Here is an 18310-nt window from a genome sequence, read left to right as displayed (position 1 = left end):
ATTTGTCTCTCTGGTTCTTCAGTGACATCAGTGTGCACTACTCAACGATAATCTCATCCGCGAAGATGTACGATTCGCTTCCTGCAGACTGATGCCACGAGGGAAGCTTCCCGGGATTCCTGGCGACGACCCTGATGTAGCGAGCGACAAGCTGCGGAAAACCCGCACTGAAGTCTTTGATGATCGCTCCATCCTCCTTCGGATCGACGTTGTTGAGAATCTCTTTCGCCAGGACAAACTTGTCCTGGTCGTCCGAAACAAATATCTGAACGCGATCGGGCATCAGGATCCAGGAAAAGCTATTCTGCAAAAACCCCACGCTGATGTTCTTGATGCTTGTGGGCTTCTGCAGATCGATGATGATGTCAAGATCCTGCCCCTGGTACCCCTGCCAGCGCCCGTCCGCGAAATTCTCCGAGCCCCGTACACCATCGAGTAAACCCATCTCGCCACCCGCAGAGTATGCACGATTGTACCGACTGTATGTGGAATTGAGTTTGAACAATCTCCCGATGGCTCTATGAATCAACACGAATTTCTCCGACGGTGGATACGGCTGTCGATCGATAAACACCCTCGCGCGAATGAGCGCGCTGCGTTCGATCTCAAATGCTGCGGTGTATTTCCTTGAGCGAAGCGTCGGCTCAGAGCCGTCTGTCGTATAGTAGATCGCCTGGTCATTGAACGCCGTCTTGAGTGCGATCGTCCTCTTTTCCCCGGCAATTGATACCGCTGGTTCGATGATCACGGTTTTGTCGAGATCGACGAACTGATTGCCAAGCCGGTCGTATTTGTCCAAAACCCTGTCCAGCCACCATGATCGGTTTTCCTGCTGCCACAATCCCACGTACTCAGCTTTGAGTGTATGCAGCGTGCGGAGCAGGCGGTTGAGTTCGGTTCTTTGAGACGCCGCCCCGTCGCCATTGCCGGACCTCATTGACCGTGCAAGGGCAATGCGGGCGAGATTCTTCTCTCCCGTAAAAAGTACACGTTTCGCAGCGAATGAGGCAAAATCCAGCACGCGGGCATTCCGCTTTGCGTTGTCTCGGAGAGCGCTCAATCGCCCGATGAGCATGTTCGCATCGCTCACGATATGCTCGTTTGCAGCCTTCGCCTGCTCACCCGTGGTTTCGGCATCAGTATCGAACATGCTGCTCCAGACACCGTAATCCCTTACAATTCCCTGAACCGGGTAACGCCGAATAGAATCGAATTGGAACAAGGCGTCTGCAACGCCGCTTGTTCCGAAGAACAGTTCATCAAAGGCCCGATTGAACCCGGCCAACCGCAATTCCCGGTCCTTCCGGGCCTCCTCGCCTGCAAGCGATAAAGCCGGATGCCACGAACACTCTGCACCCCAGAGAAGACCGTGCCAGTTGTACGAGAACAAGTTCTCACCGTCGTCGTCCCACGCGGTGTTCATCATTCCCATCGCGCCCAGCTTCACACCGTCGCGCACATAATTGGAGATATTGACAACAGCGGTGGACATGTTGGGCCACACTTCCGTCCAGCAGCTCACGCCGGGCGCAACCATGAAATCGAATCCCGTCTTCTTGAACGGAAGAATCGCCGGCTCAAAACTCTCTTCAGCGTCATATCCCCACGAAATCACAATGAGATCCTTCGGAAGTTTTTCGATGATGTCAGGGTTCTGAGCGGTGATGTCCCCCCACATCAAAATCCGCTTGCCATACGGCTTGATGAGATTGTTGATCCGGTTGATATGATACGCATAGACTGCGGGCATGCCCATCGAGTCGACCATCCGTTTGCTCGGGCCGCGTCCAAGACCATATACTTCGTCACAGTTGATGTGAAACATCATGCTTTGATAGGAAGGCACAATTTCGTCGTACTCCTCCTTGAGAAATCGATAGGTTTCCTCAACTGCAGGCGTGACGACGGAGGGGTTCTCTCTGATATCATTATAGAACGGGGACCGGAGCTGGTTTTCCATGTGCCCGAACGATTGCGCGTTGCCGACGAGTTCAATGTGGTACTTCCTCGCAAAGGATGTCAGCTCTGCAACCTCCTCTGATGTGATTCCGTCGGCGGGAGCGATTTCGGGATGAGATTTCAGCCGGAAGACATGCTCTGTGTAGAGGGTGAAGAAATTCTGCTTGTGCTCTGCCATCTTCCTGATGACTTCTTTGAGAAATGCGATCGTCGGTATGGGACCGCGGCTGATGTCATCCATCCAACCCCTGTATCGAAGGGCAGGCCAGTCGGTGATGGTGAGACATGGAAGGGCATTGCCCTCTCTGTTGGATCGGATGAGCTGCTTGAGCGTCTGCACGCCATAGAATACTCCGGCTCCTGAATTGGCGGCGATGAGGATTTGAGAGGGAGCAATATGGATGACGTATCCTTCATCGCCCAGCTCCGGCGGCATGGCAATTCCGGCCGCTTTCAACGCACCCTGAAGAACCCTATCTCTCGCGGGCCGACCGATGACGATGGCCTTTCCCTTCAACATCTTCGTGAGGGACGGATGAATATTCAGTTCTGACTGCAATTCATCAGACAGGTCCAACGCAGCAAAGATGTCTTGTTCATCCTTCTGATTGCCGAGGAGTATCCTGGTATCGGAAGTCAATATAAAGCGGCCGGGGCCGAAAATCACCTTCTGAGGGGTAGGGATCAACTGAAGCGTAGCCCGCAAGGAGGAAGACTCTTGCAGGGGGCTGGCATGAGAAGATTGCACCGACAAGAGCAGTACGGCACAGAGCATTCCAACAAAAGAGCGTGACCGAGTATCCATACGTGGAATCCTTAAGAGTTCAATTCAAAATGTCGTTTGCAAAGATCTGGTAACTCAGCGTGAGCACGCAGATGACACAGAAACAACACACGATCGGCACACATAGTCACATCAGCGTCGATCTTGTAACGTCTATGTGATCAGTGTGCTATTGTTTTCCCGACGGGGAGTACACCGGCAAGCCCGCTTTTGAATCGTTAGCGGTGACATCAAACCCGAACGTCTTCCCCGGCTCAACCCGAACAGGGACAGCGAAAACTTTCTTTCCGTACGCATTCAAAGTGAATGTTCTGAATGACGCTTGCCCTTTGATTACAGAGAGTGTAACAGACTTCTTTGATCCGGCCCTCTTCACAGAAACCATCCCGTACGCATATCCATTGGACCACAAATAGTTGCCGTCTTTCGCTGTCAACGACATTTCCTGATTGACTGCAGAGTAATGAAAGCCGGTAAGCGCCAGTATCTCCGCCCAGCTGATCATCGCCCTGCCGTAATGATGACCGCACTCGGCTTCGTCATACGGGTTGCGCTTCAAGCCGTCGTACCGGTTGCGCAAGCTCGTGATGCAGGTCAGTCCGTCCTCGCGCCGACCGTCGTACAGCATTCCAATTGCTGCCGTATATTCAAACCCCGTCATCACTTCCGTAAAATACGGGAAGGGGTTCTTCGGACGGTCTTTCGGATAGCTTGCCATCAAAAGCGCCGCTTCGTCTCCGAGCGCGAACGTCCGGAGGCAATTGAAATGATCATGCAGGGATTTCTTGTAGTTGTATTTCATGATGCTGGCGAGCGTGGTTTGAACATGTTTCGGATCCGTCAGATATCCGAGTCCGCTTACGTGAGCCATCATCTGGCCGATCAGCTGATCGACGAGACACGCGTTGCCAAGCTGATAGTCCGGATTGGCATAGTCGCTCGAGCCCATGCCGACGAGGAGGCTGGGCGCGATATTCGACTTGTCGCCTGGCGGCAGAATCTTGTGGATATAGTACTCGCCATTGAAGAGCGCACTGTCTATCCAACGGCTTCCATGTGAGAAGAGTGATTGGCAGGTTGAGGCAAATTCGGTGTCGTGCATGAAGAGCGCCATCTGTTCGGCTGATTTCAGTGCGCCGAGATACCAGATTCCCATCTGGGGATTGGGACCGTAGTATTCAACGTCCATCGTGTTATGCTGGCATCCTTCCATTACCCCATCCTTGTTGGCGTCCCATCCCCCTTTGATCCAGCAGAATTCAAGCGCTTTCTTGACGTTCGGCCAGAGAGAGGTCAGCATAGCGTTGTCGCCGGAGAGTTGCCAGTCTCGATACATTTTCATGATGCATCCCATCTGCCCGTCGGCAGCAGCTTTGCCCCACTGGCCGCTGTCAATGGGCAACTTCACCCGGAAACTCATCAACCCGGCATCGTCAGTCTCCTTGCCGAACTCGACCCCTCGCATCGATTTTGCGATGGATCCAAAAAGAAACGCCACAGCTTGTTCATAGTTCCAGACGTGGGTGCACGTTCCGAAACAACACCCATCCTTGTCGCCGCACCCCTCCCAGGCGAAGAACCGGCCATCCTCGCTCCTGAAGCAGGTCTGAGTTCTCAGCGTGCTGAGGTTGAACAGCGCGGACTCCATCACGACCCGCGGCAAATCACTTCCGGTGAGAGAGGACACGAACTGAACCGTCTCATTCTCCAGGCGAGCGAGTTCAGGAAGTGTTTTCTCGATGACATTCCATGCGTCTTTGTACTGAGTTGTATAATAGTTGCCGATCCGTGTCGGAGACCACGCATACCGGTTCGGGAAATGCCATGTCATGAAAAAAGTAAACTCCTTCATTCCTCGTGCAGGTAATGTTGCCTGAATCGCCAGCGAAGCCTTTGGTGTGTTCGCTCCGGGAGATCTGCTTTCAAGGCGTCCGTCATCGCTGAAATCGTCCCAGAAATCAAGTATCGACGTGCCCCATCCGGCATTCAGCCAGGAAGTGCGATAGCTTACACCATCGCTCGCCGTTGTCGTCAGAGCCATGGTTCCCCATCGCTCGTCATCAGGCTTCACGCTGTCCGACGACATGAAGATCCCCTGAAACCCCGTTCCCTTCCTGAAATCATTCCGGTTTTTCGACGAGACGTTCTTGACGCCGTCGTTTCCGACAAAATTCTCCATCGTTCCGCACACAGCGACGTCCAGCTCGGAGGCAGTCAGGTTTGTGACCTCGTATGTGACCGAGACGATCGGGATTCCGCTCGCGTCGGGATCTGTCGGTACCAACGGATTAAATGCTTTGATCCTGATCTTGACGGGCATATCAGGATCCGCGAGGTTGACGATCCCGAATGGATAGCCGGCATCGAAACTGCAGTTTCTGAAGCAGGGGAGGGCAGAATTTGTCGCGTCCTTGACCCCGAACGCACCGGAGTACTGATGTTCATCAACCGGTCCCTGCGCGGCGCGAACCTTCACCTTACCATCAACGGATGTTGTGCGAATTGCGAAGAACGGCGCTCCCGGATTGAATCCTTTCGCCGGTCGGTTTACGATTTCCCAATCCCTCCAATCTCCTCTGCCGCCAAGCGAGATTGTCCCTGTTCCAATTCCTCCGATGGGCAGAGCGATTTGACCCAGATGCTTCTGATCATAGTGTTTGATCATAGGCCAGGATTTGACGGGGTTTCCGGCGAATGCGGCGGAAACCAGGAGGAGCATCGCGAAACACAGACTGCGGGCGGAGGAGAAAAGGAGAAGAGTCATGGTGCACCTCGTTTTGATGTCGAAGGAGGATCGATACCGAGAGCAGCAGAAGAGGCGAACAGTGAAAACAGAGACGTTGTCCGGTTATCATGGCTGGTCGTTCTGTGGTCATCACGTAGACATTCAGTGCTATCTGTGTGCGCCACTGAAACAAACTAGGCTCTCGGGACCAGGCACTTGTTGTTCTTGTTGTTATACTTTTTCAGAATCGCACAGTACACCGCCTGCTCGCGTCGGCAGGCACCGGAGACATCCCGCTTACCGAATGACGCATACGTGCAGCTGTAATCGCAAAACATCGGAACATCTTTTGGCGTCTCTTTCGTTCTCTTCATTTGAACATCTCTTCAGCAATCAGCGCGCGGACAAACTCAAAACTTGAAACCAACACAGTTCAACCATGAACCTCACAGGCCATATTTTGGTGTAACCTTAAACGTTTGAATCGACCAATGCATCAGCGGGAACTGGAGTTCGTCGATCTTGAACGACGCCGGAAGGCCTTCCTCTTCTATGATGTTGGTGCTCTGCGCCCGCTGCAGCGGCGTGGGGAATCGCAGCCGAACGAGACCATTCTTTCCCGCATCTTCATAAAGCCGGATAATCACGGCATCGTCATCTTCACATTTCTTCATGGTGCTCAACACGGCGTTGTCAACGCCGATTGAAAAGAACCCCCGCTGCTCGGGAAGCGTTGGCTTCGCTGAGGGAGTCGGATTGAACACGACACCCAGCGGATTATTTGCCGCAACGCCAAAGCGTCTCCCATTTCGCCATCCGGGCCGGTGTGATGTCAGCGAGAACCGGAAGACATGATCCCCCTCCTGCAGATACCAGGGGCCAAGTCCGTGACAGCTCCGTCGTGAAGCAAGCAGCACCGGCTGCAGCATCGGGACGCCAATCGGCTGGTCGGTCGGGTCCTGATAGTCCCACACGGCTACGCTCGAACTCATTGTAACACCGATATCGTTGTCCGAAACGCCGATCCAGTTCTGTATCGACCTTGGGCGAATGACCGCTGCGTCAGTTTTATACCGCTCGCCGGCCGCGCCTTTCATCTCGTCCTTTCCCACTTCGACTGCAGCAAACGGGGTTTCATACGTCACCTGGCCGTTCATCATTTTCATGGGAAACGCGAGCCTGAATTCGCGGTATTTTGTTCCGTCCCACTTCAACAGCGACGTTTCAAAATCAATTTGCTTCAAGGTGCTGTACACCATGATCCGCTGCACGACGGTTGCGCGGCCAATATCCTGACGGAGTTCAACAACCTGCCGCACGGGCCCTGATTCCACAAGCTGCCACACGGGCTTGTAGTTGCTCACCTTGTCGAATCCTTCCATCGTGGGTTGCTGTGGCTCGGACCACTCTCCCGCATCCTGTCCGACGGATTGCATCGTGAACAGCTCACCGCCAAGAAACTTCTCTGTGCTGAGAAGATCCTTCCGCAGCTCAACATCGGTAATTTGCCGCACGCCGCCTGGAGCGAGCAAAACCCTGTAGTACCTGCTCTGCAGATCTTCTCTGGGCAACGATGTCGTGTCGGGTCTCAATGGAGCCGTGGATTGGCGGATGTAAAACGTGGCGTAGCCAACCGGAGGAATCTCTTCGGCAATGAACACAAGGGAAGCGGATTTCGCGCTTCCATCAGGGTGCTTCTCAACGGAAAGCACCTGGCAGGGGAGTGTCCTGCCGGTGGCATCGTGAAGCGTGAGCCCTCTCTGGAACGATCCCTGCGGAAAGGCCGCCGTGAACTGAACCGGCGCTGTTCGGCGCCAGGAGAGATTGTTAAACACCACGAGGGGAAGACCTTTGTTCTTTGTTGTTTTCACCTGTCCGGCAATAGCGCTGGTTGCGCGGGAATACACGTTTCTTGCAACGTCGCGCGCGTATTCAAACTTTGCACGGAATGTGCTGTCGGTGATTTCTCCATTCTTTCCTCCCCACCCATGATCGGGGTATAGCTGCGACTCCCAGGCGGCGGTGAGCTCGCTCTGCGGATAGCGACCGAACGATTTCGCGAGCAAAGAACCTACAGTCGAGAAGATTTCTGCGGCCGGCAGATACACGTCGGCCTCACGTTTGGCTGAGACCGCCCGATGGTGCGTTGGCCCATGGATATAGAGCCAGATATTTGGCCGTTCTCCATGGACCGTAGGGAGCTGGAGGTTTTCCGCTGCAACGGAATCGAAAAATTGCTGGACCGAGGAATAGTGAATCGTTGGTATGGTGAGCGGCCGGGAAGTGCCCCGGGTATCGAAAAGAGATGTTACGCCATTCCACTTGTTCATGATATTGTCGTATCGGACAGGAGTGCTCATGTCGCTCATCGAGACAATGGGGACGTTACGGCTCCCATTCTTGATGCGGCTGCTCCAGTCAGTAGAAAATGACGCGATGTATCCGGCGATCTCGGGAAACCCCTTCTTCCCGACACGTTCAGCGAAATCGCCATAGTGGCCCGGGCTCAGTGTGAGAACCTCCGAGCCATCGGGGCTTAGCCAGTTATAGAGGCCTTTCTCAAACCGGCTGATGAAAAGGTATTTGACGCCGGCCTTGCGCATGACCTGCGGCATCTGCGCGGATCGTCCCGGAATATCGGGGTTCCAATACGTGCGCGTATCACACCCGGGGAAATTCTTCTTCAGCCACTTCCGACCGGCGTAGAATTGACGAATAAGCATCTCGCCCGAGCACAAATCTTCGTAGGGCTGATTGTAGGAAGCGCCGATGCCAAGTCGTCCTTCCAGCATGAACTTATGGAGATCGTCCTTTCGATCTGGATGACGCTCAAGATACTCACGGAGGAAAAGGACATCTTCAAGGTCGAAGCGGTACTGCGGGTCTTCTTTCATGATCGCGAGTGTCGGGGTGAGAATCTTCTCGTCCCGGTCCTTGATGCACTGCTCGGGAGAATCCATCCACGCAATGTCCTGGTGCGTGGAGAGAATAAAATGAACTCGACCGTGCCCCTTCGTGCTATCAGAAAGCTGCGCAATCGACTTACCGACGTAGGGGGCGTAAATCGATTCATACTCCAATCCCCAGGCTCCTGACGGCGTGGTCCGGCTCTTCAAGGAAACGAGTTTTTCGTCGAACACCCTGGTCTCGTTGACATCGCGGAACAACCCTTTGACGTCAATGATGGGATTCCCCTCGACGAACAATTGAAGACGATCGTTCTTGTTTGCCTCAACAGAAAAAATTGATTCAAGTGTGTCGTTTCGACCTGTGAACACAATAGGCCGCAGAGGTGCGTCGTTGATACCATAGGACACGCGCTTCCCGATCCAGGGGGCCGGAGCGATGAGCGCGGCGGTCAACCGCTTGCCGGTTGGCTCGAGAGTGATGGCGCAATACCCTTCATGAGCGACGCGGTTTCTCAGGTAGGAGAGAACCTCATTGTCTTTGAAAACCATACACCAACCGTTGGATCCGGCCTTTTCGCCTACAACCTTGAACCGCACCGCTTCGCCGGGAACAATGAAGTTGGACGGGACGTGGATGCGCAGGTAGCCAAACGCATCGGTGTGCTGGTCGCGCATGACGCCGTCGAATGTCAACCGCACGCCGCCGGGTTCACCCGCCTGCCACGACGAAGTGTCGCACGAGGAGAACACAACACGCGGAATATCGTTCACAGAAAGCTCGAACTTCAGTGTAATTCCCGGCCGGGTCAATATTCCCGCACTGACGACAAAAGTGACTTCGTTGCCGCTAAGACTGGAGGGGACTCTGGCGGACTTCCATTCAATAGCCATCGTGCCGGTCGTGGCTCTCGCGATCAGCGCGTCGGCGCGATCCTCTCTGAGGCGCGGATAATTGATTGCGTCGCCGCTGATCGGCCCCTCATATCCCTCGATGCATCCTTCGAGCATCCGAAGAAGGAGGGTGTTCCGCTCTATGGACTCTTTGAGCTGAGCATCCGAACTGGAAATCAGCAATAATGATGCAAGAAGCGGGAGAAAAAGACGGCAATAGGGTTTCATAGAGTCTCTTCGGGGGATCGATAGCATGGACCGCCTTGGGATGAACGTTGTGTTTTGCGGGACTACGACTGTCGGTAAGATAGCAAAGTGTTGGGAATAATGGAGCGTGAAGTGGGCGTTCCAGACTGCAGAGAAATACGGAAAACGGTCAAGGAAACCGTGAACGGTGTTCGGTAAATATTCTTGACCGGTTCAGCGAACGTCTTGCATCATACCCCGGCCCCTCCTATCTTGAGTTTGACAGACCCCATGAGACGAACCATCGCCATATTCTTCCTTTTTTTGTATCTCCACAACTTCGCAGGATATCTGGCGGTGTTCTTCATTCTCCAGCATCGCACACAGAACGAGATGAGGAACAGAATTGCGGCTGAAATTCCTGACGGTCAGCTCACATTGCTTGTCTTTCATGTTGATCTCCTGAAGCAGGAGTCGGATCTCTTTCAGTGGATTGAAGAAAACGAGTTCCGCCACGATGGGGCGATGTACGATGTCGTTCGCACACGGGTGGCTGGGGACTCGGCCTATTTTCTCTGCATCAGGGACACGGACGAAGAGCGTCTCGTGTCAGGCCTCCATCAGCACACACAGCGCGAAATGAATCATTCAGGTGTGTTCAACAATATCGATTCCTTCAAGGATGTTTTCAAGAATTCCTTCAGCAATCCGGCAGCAGGCCATGGACTTCTGGCTGATTTCGGATATTGTGCCGTTCCCGACCTGACTCTCCCCTTGTTTAGCATTTCTGACGCCCCCTTTCACCCTCCGAAATCCATAGAATCATAGCGTACTGAATCTCAACACGCACAATCAATGTGTGTGTGCACCCATCGTGATCAACCATTTGCTTTCGATGAAAGGAATTCACATGTCTGTACTCTGCAGGGTTGGTGTATTCGTTTTTGTGATTGGAGGATTTCTGTTTCCTTCACGGTGTGACGCGCAGCAGGCGGGCGATAGCGTCAAGTATCAGCTTCCTCTCGTGACAACCATTGGAACCCGCATTGCCGAACCATGGCTCGAGGTCCCTCTGGCATTGACGGTTCTCTCGAAAAGCAGCGTTGCCTTGACGAAGGGATACGGGCTCGATGAGGCATTGACCCTGGTCCCCGGAGTTTTCGCGATCTCCCGATATGGTAATCAGGATATTCGCATCACCATCCGCGGATTTGGCGCACGCGGTGCAGGTGAGCGGTCGAATTCAGGAACGGCGCGCGGAATCCGCGTTCTCTCTGACGGTTTCCCGGAAACTGAACCGGATGGCCGCACAGCTTTCGATCTGGTCGATCTTGCCGGAGCGGGCTCCATCGAGGTCATTCGATCCAACGCATCGTCCCTGTGGGGAAACGCGGCAGGCGGGGTTGTAAACATCAGATCGAATACATCGTTCGACGAACCGTATGCGGCATATTCGTCGGCTTTCGGCGACTTCGGCTTCCACAAGGAAATGGTGCAGGCGGGCGCGCGGCTCGGTACAGGAAAACTGGCGGTTTCATTTTCGAACACAAACGCAGACGGCTGGCGATGGCATTCCAACAGCTCTCTTTCACTTCTGAACATCGCTCTCCTGTCGCAGCTAGGGGAGCAAACGTCGCTCGGTGTGTACCTGGCCGGGGCAAGCAATCTCTTCCGGATCCCGGGTCCGATGACGCAGCTTCAGTACGACGACAATGCTCAACAGTCTGATTCACTCTACATCAAGCGGGATGAGCGGCGTTTCAACCGATTGGGCCGGCTCGGCGCGGCGCTTTCTCACAACATCGGCAACGAACATTCGTTCTCGGCGTCCGTCTTCGTCAACCCGAAGTATCTCCAGCGGTCGGAGCGTAACACGTTTCGCGATTTTACACGCTATCACGCCGGCGGCAATGTAGCGTATCAGAACAACACCACACTGGGAGGAGACATCAAGAATATCATGCTTGTCGGAGCGGATGAGGCATATCAGGATGGAGCAATCCTGTTCTACAATCTGACCGCTTCGGGCGGAAGGGGATCGACGTTGAGCGACAACAAGAGAGAGGGGGCAAACAACTTCGGGGTCTTTCTGCAGGACGAAATTGTCCTCAGCGAGCGCTGGAGCGTGTTGCTGGGCGGACGGTATGACGATATCACCTATTATGGCCAGAGTTTTATCAAGCCATGGTTGAATGACTCTCGTTCGTTCACACACTTCACCCCCAAGGGAGGGGTTACATTTCGCCTGACACCGACACACAGCTTCTATGCTAACATTGGCGGTGGTGTCGAAGTGCCGGCGGGGAATGAAACAGATCCGGTTCCGCCCGACACCATTCATGCCGTGAACCTGCTTCTCGATCCGATCACATCATCGACAATTGAGGTCGGGACAAAGCAGCTGATTGAGCTTGGGAGCGGTGGATGGAAGGGAACGCTGGTTTACGATATCGCTCTGTATTGGCTGCAGGTGACCAACGATATCATTCCCTACAGGAATGGGCGGTTCTATTTCACAGCCGGCGAGACCCGACGGATGGGGGCAGAGTTTGGCGGAAAGCTGCACCTGCTCAACGGACTCTCCATCGAAGCCGCCCTGACGATTTCGGATAACAAGTACGTCGAATACAAGGTGGATTCGGTCTATTATAGTGCGAGCAAGGCGAACATCTTTGCCGACTACAAGGATAACAAGGTTGCCGGAGTGCCGAACGCCCACTACAGCGGCGCAGTGAAATTCTCTCCCTCATTTGTTGAGAGAGCGTATATGCGGGTAGGCATCCAGGGCTCGGGCGGGTACTACGCGGATGATCCAAATCAGGTTTGGGTTCCTGCATGGCAGATTCTGAATGCATCCATCGGACTTGATCAGTATCGTCTGGGCGGGAGCGCGTTCTATGTGTCGGGGTTCTTCAGCGTCCAGAACCTGCTCGATAAAAAATACGTCGGCTCCGCCTGGATCAATCCAGATCTCAACGCCCAGGGAAAACCGATGTACATAGAGTCGGGATTGCCAAGAAACATGATTGCTTCGTTTACGTTGGGGGCGATGTTGTAGGTGTTTGAGTGTCACGCCCTCCGTTGAGAAGTCCGATTTCTTTGCATGGAAAACCAGGGAGAGGTCGGATTTCTACCCCGCGGGGGCGTGATGCTACAACCGATCCCCCATCGGAGCCGTGAGCTTTGGATCGACGACGTTTCCCGTGTTCCGGACGGCTGCTGGCTCGAAGAGCAGCACATGCGCTTCCTCTGTCGCCACAGTCCGATGTTCAACACCATGGGGAACAATGATGAACTCCCCGGGCTCAACGGAGACGCTGTGATCGCGAAATTCGACCCGAAAACTGCCACGGATACCAAGAAATAACTCGTCTTCAAGCTCATGATGATGCCAAACAAACTCTCCCCGAAACTTGACAAGCTTAACCTCCTGCCCGTTCAGCTCACCGACAACCTTTGGTCGCCACTGTTCAGAAATCTGATTTAGCTTTTCGGCGATGTTGACTTTGTTCATCTCCAATCTCTCCTCGCGAGGGTAACTGAATTCTGGCAGCCCGTTTCTCAGTACAAGATAATAAAGTGCACAAGAAGATGGACTATCGAACACCAGCGCGAATTTGGGTGGAGTGAAGTGGATTGTGCATGAAGGTGCGTTGTTCTGGACGGATCAGAGACGGCATGGGGAAAGCCGTTTCCGCCGATCACAACCGCCTATAAAACAAGGGTTTTCCCTCTCATTGCGAAGAGGGGACCCGGCTTTTTCGACGAGGCAAAGAACAGAACTATCTCCCGCAAACAGATGTTAAATGTATAACCGGGAGGGCCGATCAGTTCATCGATTCCTGTCACCAATCCAAAGGAGCGAGCAATGATACTTGTCCGCAACGTATTCCAACTCAAGTTCGGTAAAGCCCGGGAAGCCGCGGCGTTGATAAAAGAAAATGAAGCAGTCATCAAGCACCATGGCGGAGCGCCCACGCGATTTCTGACCGATCTCACCGGACCGTTTTATACACTCGTCATGGAGATTACCTACCAGAACCTGGCGGACCTTGAAAAGTCGCAAAAGGAAATCATGAGTTCGAAGGAATTCTCGGAGTGGTATCAACGCTTCATGCCGATCGTGGAATCGGGTCGCCGCGAGATATTCAACATCGTCGGCTCGTGAGCGCAGCCAAAGCAATCTTGCACTTCACAGCACACCATGACAACAATAAGAGGAGGCAACCATGGACAGATTTCTCGTGATCTCTCCCCATACGGCCGGCGATTGAAGCATGCGTTGAAGGAAGTGAACGCCACCGGCTACATCACACGTTTCGATTGGGGTTGCATGGATGGTGACTATACAGGATGGGTCGTGCTCGAGGCGGAGAGCGCGACGCAAGCCCTGATGGTTGTCCCGTCCCTGCAGCGGAACAGCGCAAAGGCAGTCAAACTTGTGAAGTTCTCGCCCGCCGATGTGGCAACCATGCACTGATGATATCTATACCAACGGGTTTCGACCCCTCTCCAAAAACGGTCAACCAGAATTACCAACAATCAAAGACAGAAGGATCCCATGGTGGAGAACAACAAGATCAACGTCACATCGACTCAGCTCGAAGTCGTCAAGAGCATGGAAGGCTTCGTTGAGCAAAACCTCGGTACCTTGCTGAAACCCGTCAACGAAAGCTGGCAGCCGTCTGACTTCCTGCCGGACCTCACAAAAGATGACTGGAAGGAGCAGGTCACGGCCTTTCGCAACCGGGCGAAGGATCTCCCGGATGATGTGCTTGTGATACTCGTGGGGGACATGGTCACCGAGGAAGCGCTTCCCACGTACCAAACGTGGCTGAACCGTCTTCAGGGTATCACCGATCTCACTGGGGCTAGTGCATCACCGTGGGCGCGATGGAGTCGCGGTTGGACGTCGGAGGAAAATCGCCATGGCGATTTGTTGAATAAGTATCTATACCTCACCGGCCGGGTTGACATGCGAGCGGTAGAGACAACCATTCACCATCTTATCAACAACGGTTTCGATCCGCGAACCGGAGATGATCCATACCTGGGATTCGTCTATACGTCGTTTCAGGAACGTGCAACCAAGATCTCTCATCGCAATGTGGGAACACTGGCCTTGCGTGCGGGTGAAGATCGGCTGCACAAGATTTGCGGCATGATCGCAGGGGATGAAGCACGGCACGAAAAAGCGTACAAGCTCTTCATGTCAAAGGTCTTTGAACTCGATCCGGCCGGAGCGGTTGTGTCGTTCGCGAAGATGATGAAGGCGAAGATTGCGATGCCCGCAATATTGATGCATGACGGAAAAGACGACAACTTGTACACGAAGTTCTCTCTGGTGGCACAGAAAGCCGGAGTGTACACGGCGAAGGACTATGCAGAAATAATCCACGCCCTGGTCGACGAGTGGAAGATTGCCGGATTGGAGGGACTCTCGGATGCTTCGGCGAAGGCCCAGGAATATCTGTGCGGCCTCGCCGAACGGTATCAAAAGCTGGCAGAGCGGGTGAACATTTCCGGATCGGAGAAGTTCAGCTGGATATATGACAGAGAGGTGTCGCTCTCGCCGACCTCGGTCTGAAGCGCCTCAGCAGACCAGTATGCGAATTGAGGGACATCAGAACGGCAGCAGCATTATGCGGGAAAGCAGACCGCCCACGTGGCAAAAGTTCGAGGCAAGGAAGAGCGCAAAGGAGCATTGAGAGAATGGTCAACATTCAATCTCGTCTGGAACTTCAATTCCTTGGCGCACTTGGCGGCTTTGGCGGTTTACCTTTGCTTTTGAATGTGGAACCTCAACAACCCGCTAGTACCCAAACAGTCCCATCGCAATCCTCACGAGGATCAACGCCCACGCCACGACCACCAGGATCCATGCGATTTTCTTCGCCACTTGAACCAAGATGAGAAACGCGGTAAGCAGAGCAAGATAACCAATGGGATCGATCAAATCCGCCGGAACTCTGGCTGCCGGCAGGACGCGTCCGAGAAGATAGACAACAAACATACCCACGTAGTGTGCGATCGAGTACAGATAGGTGAGAATTCCCGAGAGGATTTCTTTCCACGGAATGTCGAGATCGGTATTCCAAAGCCCCATCATTCCAATCATGATGTTCCCTTCCTGTGTGGTGCATCAATTTGGTTTTTCGCCTATCTGAATTCTCGATCCCGTCATCGTAAATTGCCCGACGACAACACCCGACGTGGGTGCATCCGCCATTCCCTTCAAGCCCGGTTGTTTTCCCCCAAGGCTGACCTCAACGGTACCCGGCTCAACAACACGCTTCATCGAAGCATCAATGAAAGAAAGTTGCCTCGGCGTGAGCGTAAAGGAGACCGTTTTTGTTTCTCCCGCTTTGAGCTGCACCCGCCGGAATCCCTGCAGAGCACGTATCGGAACAGGAGCTGATGCTTCAAGCGCGCTCACGTAGAGCTGTACAACTTCTTCGCCACTCCTGTTGCCGGAGTTCTTGACGTCGACAGAAACAGAAGCGTTCTTGCCGACAGGCACAGTCGACGGAAGTTTCAAATTGCTGTACATGAATGTCGTGTAGCTGAGTCCATGCCCGAACGGAAAGAGCGGCTCTCCTTTGAAATAGCGGTAGGTTTTTCCCTCCATAGTGTAGTTGGAGAACGGGGGAATCTGGTTGGCCGATTTATAGAACGTCACAGGAAGGCGTCCGGCGGGATTGTAGTTACCGAAAAGGACATCTGCCAGGGCTGTCCCGGCGGCCTGACCCGGATACCATGCTTCAACAATTGCGGGAATATGTTCGGCCTCCCAGTTCACGGCGACAGCACTGCCGCTCAGAAGAACGAGAACGACGGGCTTTCCGATGGCAGCGACAGCCTGAATCAACTCCTCCTGGACGCGCGGCAGCCCGAGATCCACCCTATCACCGCCTTTGAACCCCGGCACTTCCACCGGCATTTCTTCCCCTTCGAGTCGCGGCGACAGGCCCATCATCAGCAGAACTATATCTGCCGACTTCGCTGCAGCCAGGGCTTCGTCTCTGAGTTTCGGTGCCGGCGGCGACCAGACCAACTGCATGCTCGCGTCTGCCCGAAGGTCCCAGTACTCAATGCGCATCGCGTATGCGACACCCGCCTTCAGTGTCGTAGTGCTTGACTGCGTTATCACGCCGTGTTCGTTGGATGCATCGAAGAGAAGCGAATCGGCTATCCAAAGTCGCGCCCCTCCAAATGCCCGCACGCCGAGTACATATCGGCCATCCATCGGAGGGACGAGCACTCCTTTCCAGCGAATGCTGAAGCTGTCTGCTCTCAAACCTGGCATCGGCGGGTCTTCCCACCAATTGAAGTTGATCGACGGATCCACCCGGGTAACGAAGGGCCTCCCATCGAATCGATCGTTGTTGAAGTACTCGCCTGTCAGCCCGGCCTTCCTGCTGCCGTTTTGTTCCGTGAAGAGCATGCCTGGCGGTACAATCTCGAACGACGGAATGCTCTCGGCAACCGGGCATCCGCGGGCGTAGAGTATCTTCGTTCCCCTGGGGGCACCGCGTCGTATCCCCGCCAGCGGGGTGACAGGATCTGACGGCAAGCCGTTGTAGTTGCCGAGCAGTAAATCCACATCATCAGCGTTGGGACCGATGACGGCGATCGTCTTGATGCCTTTTCGCAATGGGAGCAGATTTCCATCGTTCTTCAGAAGCACAATCGATTTTCGTGCGGACTCAACGGCGAGCCGCTGATGCTGCCTGGAATCGTTGTTGCTGATGGGGATGTTCGCGTAGGGGACGAACCTAGGAGGATCAAACATACCGAGTCCGAACCGTGCACGAAAGAGCCTCTTCACGGCGACGTCAACAAGCTGCTCGCTGACCAATCCCTGCCTGACGGCGACACCGAGGCTGTCGTAGGTAACGCCGCAGTTGAGGTCTGTTCCGGCAACCAGCGCTCTGGCCGCCGCTTGGGGAGCCGTCTGATCCACCTTGTGCGTGGTGTAAAAGTCCATGATTGCCCAGCAGTCGGAGACAACATAGCCGCTGAATCCCCACTCGTCTCGCAGAATTTTCTGCAGCAGCTCGCTGCTCCCGCAGCATGGCTCGCCGCGAAAACGATTGTAGGCACACATCACCGATTGGGCATTCGCCTCGATGACTGTAGCGCGAAAGGCAGGGAGGTACGTCTCACGCAGATCGCGCTCGTTCACCACAGCATCAAAAACGTGCCTGTCGGGCTCCGGTCCGCTATGGACTGCAAAATGCTTGGGAGTAGAAATCGTCTTGAAGTACTTCGGATCATCCCCCTGCAGGCCCTTGACGAATTGGACGCCGAGCCGTCCTGTGAGGTACGGGTCTTCGCCGTACGTTTCCATGCCGCGGCCCCAACGGGGATCGCGGAAAATATTGATGTTCGGAGACCAGAAGGTGAGGCCTTCATAGATGCCACGTCTCCCTTTTCGCAACGCGTCGTGATGCTTTGCCCGCGCCTCGTCGGAAATAACCGTCGCAACGCGCAGCATGAGATCTGTATCCCAGGCAGCGGCAAGGCCGATGGCCTGGGGAAATACGGTTGCTTTGCCGGCTCGGGCGACGCCATGGAGAGCTTCTCCCCACCAATTGTATTCCGGAACTCCGAGGCGGGGAATCGCGGGAGCACCGAACAGCATTTGCTTTACCTTTTCGTCGAGAGTCATCCTCGAAACGAGATCGCCGACCCGTTCATCGATGGTCAGAGAAGGATTCTGGAAGGGAAAACCTCCTGATGCCGGCATGGATTTGTTCTGTGACCCAGCGACCCCCGCCGCGAAGAGGGTGACGAGCAACAACATGTGGATCTGTTTCAATACGCGCATACAACCTCCGGGATGAAGGCCAACGT

Annotated in this window: 12 protein-coding genes; 5 read left to right on the top strand and 7 right to left on the bottom strand. The window is 54.2% G+C overall.

Features of this window, described 5'->3' with window-relative positions; translation table 11 throughout:
- Positions 1 to 37: 37 nt before the first annotated feature.
- The 4 genes from NTU47_01175 to NTU47_01160 all read right to left on the bottom strand — a co-directional run bounded on the left by NTU47_01175 (position 38) and on the right by NTU47_01160 (position 9496).
- Positions 38 to 2764, bottom strand: a complete 2727-nt coding sequence (locus tag NTU47_01175; protein MCX6132397.1) for a chitobiase/beta-hexosaminidase C-terminal domain-containing protein — start codon at positions 2762 to 2764, stop codon at positions 38 to 40.
- 148 nt (positions 2765 to 2912) lie between these two features.
- Entirely contained in the window at positions 2913 to 5507 is a 2595-nt protein-coding gene (locus NTU47_01170) for a GH116 family glycosyl-hydrolase (protein MCX6132396.1), read from the bottom strand.
- A 155-nt stretch (positions 5508 to 5662) separates the two neighbouring features.
- A complete protein-coding gene (locus NTU47_01165; GenBank protein MCX6132395.1) occupies positions 5663 to 5842 on the bottom strand; it encodes a hypothetical protein in 180 nt (59 codons plus the stop codon).
- Positions 5843 to 5914: 72 nt separating this feature from the next.
- Positions 5915 to 9496 (bottom strand): glycosyl hydrolase-related protein, encoded by a 3582-nt coding sequence (locus NTU47_01160; GenBank protein ID MCX6132394.1) that lies wholly within the window; start codon positions 9494 to 9496, stop codon positions 5915 to 5917.
- Positions 9497 to 9745: 249 nt separating this feature from the next.
- On the opposite strand from NTU47_01160, the gene NTU47_01155 reads away from it, so the two are divergent.
- Positions 9746 to 10282 (top strand): hypothetical protein, encoded by a 537-nt coding sequence (locus NTU47_01155; protein MCX6132393.1) that lies wholly within the window; start codon positions 9746 to 9748, stop codon positions 10280 to 10282.
- Positions 10283 to 10364: 82 nt separating this feature from the next.
- Positions 10365 to 12512, top strand: a complete 2148-nt coding sequence (locus tag NTU47_01150) for a TonB-dependent receptor (protein MCX6132392.1) — start codon at positions 10365 to 10367, stop codon at positions 12510 to 12512.
- A gap of 93 nt (positions 12513 to 12605) precedes the next feature.
- Here the strand turns inward: NTU47_01150 and NTU47_01145 are convergent, their stop codons facing one another.
- Positions 12606 to 12968, bottom strand: a complete 363-nt coding sequence (locus NTU47_01145) for a cupin domain-containing protein (GenBank protein ID MCX6132391.1) — start codon at positions 12966 to 12968, stop codon at positions 12606 to 12608.
- A gap of 354 nt (positions 12969 to 13322) precedes the next feature.
- On the opposite strand from NTU47_01145, the gene NTU47_01140 reads away from it, so the two are divergent.
- The 3 genes from NTU47_01140 to NTU47_01130 all read left to right on the top strand — a co-directional run bounded on the left by NTU47_01140 (position 13323) and on the right by NTU47_01130 (position 15041).
- Complete coding sequence (locus NTU47_01140) at positions 13323 to 13622, top strand: NIPSNAP family protein (GenBank protein MCX6132390.1); 300 nt, start codon at positions 13323 to 13325, stop codon at positions 13620 to 13622.
- Between the two features lie 36 nt (positions 13623 to 13658).
- Positions 13659 to 13934, top strand: a complete 276-nt coding sequence (locus NTU47_01135) for a hypothetical protein (GenBank protein MCX6132389.1) — start codon at positions 13659 to 13661, stop codon at positions 13932 to 13934.
- Positions 13935 to 14015: 81 nt separating this feature from the next.
- Entirely contained in the window at positions 14016 to 15041 is a 1026-nt protein-coding gene (locus tag NTU47_01130; protein ID MCX6132388.1) for an acyl-ACP desaturase, read from the top strand.
- Between the two features lie 225 nt (positions 15042 to 15266).
- Here NTU47_01130 and NTU47_01125 read toward each other — a convergent pair whose 3' ends face one another.
- Both NTU47_01125 and NTU47_01120 read right to left on the bottom strand, forming a co-directional pair.
- The gene (locus tag NTU47_01125) at positions 15267 to 15572 is read right to left on the bottom strand and encodes a hypothetical protein (protein MCX6132387.1); all 306 of its coding nucleotides are present in this window, start codon (positions 15570 to 15572) and stop codon (positions 15267 to 15269) included.
- A 24-nt stretch (positions 15573 to 15596) separates the two neighbouring features.
- A complete protein-coding gene (locus NTU47_01120; GenBank protein MCX6132386.1) occupies positions 15597 to 18284 on the bottom strand; it encodes a glycoside hydrolase family 3 C-terminal domain-containing protein in 2688 nt (895 codons plus the stop codon).
- Positions 18285 to 18310: the final 26 nt, after the last annotated feature.

The sequence above is a fragment of the Ignavibacteriales bacterium genome (assembly GCA_026390595.1).
GTDB lineage: Bacteria > Bacteroidota > Ignavibacteria > UBA10030 > UBA10030 > UBA9647.
This window is presented reverse-complemented; position numbering and strand designations above follow the sequence as displayed.

Bases quoted from the DNA above. Each gene is read 5' to 3' on its own strand.
- NTU47_01175 (MCX6132397.1), bottom strand. From the start codon at position 2,764: ATGGATACTCGGTCACGCTCTTTTGTTGGAATGCTCTGTGCCGTACTG.
- NTU47_01170 (MCX6132396.1), bottom strand. From the start codon at position 5,507: ATGACTCTTCTCCTTTTCTCCTCCGCCCGCAGTCTGTGTTTCGCGATG.
- NTU47_01165 (MCX6132395.1), bottom strand. From the start codon at position 5,842: ATGAAGAGAACGAAAGAGACGCCAAAAGATGTTCCGATGTTTTGCGAT.
- NTU47_01160 (MCX6132394.1), bottom strand. From the start codon at position 9,496: ATGAAACCCTATTGCCGTCTTTTTCTCCCGCTTCTTGCATCATTATTG.
- NTU47_01155 (MCX6132393.1), top strand. From the start codon at position 9,746: ATGAGACGAACCATCGCCATATTCTTCCTTTTTTTGTATCTCCACAAC.
- NTU47_01150 (MCX6132392.1), top strand. From the start codon at position 10,365: ATGTCTGTACTCTGCAGGGTTGGTGTATTCGTTTTTGTGATTGGAGGA.
- NTU47_01145 (MCX6132391.1), bottom strand. From the start codon at position 12,968: ATGAACAAAGTCAACATCGCCGAAAAGCTAAATCAGATTTCTGAACAG.
- NTU47_01140 (MCX6132390.1), top strand. From the start codon at position 13,323: ATGATACTTGTCCGCAACGTATTCCAACTCAAGTTCGGTAAAGCCCGG.
- NTU47_01135 (MCX6132389.1), top strand. From the start codon at position 13,659: ATGACAACAATAAGAGGAGGCAACCATGGACAGATTTCTCGTGATCTC.
- NTU47_01130 (MCX6132388.1), top strand. From the start codon at position 14,016: ATGGTGGAGAACAACAAGATCAACGTCACATCGACTCAGCTCGAAGTC.
- NTU47_01125 (MCX6132387.1), bottom strand. From the start codon at position 15,572: ATGATTGGAATGATGGGGCTTTGGAATACCGATCTCGACATTCCGTGG.
- NTU47_01120 (MCX6132386.1), bottom strand. From the start codon at position 18,284: ATGCGCGTATTGAAACAGATCCACATGTTGTTGCTCGTCACCCTCTTC.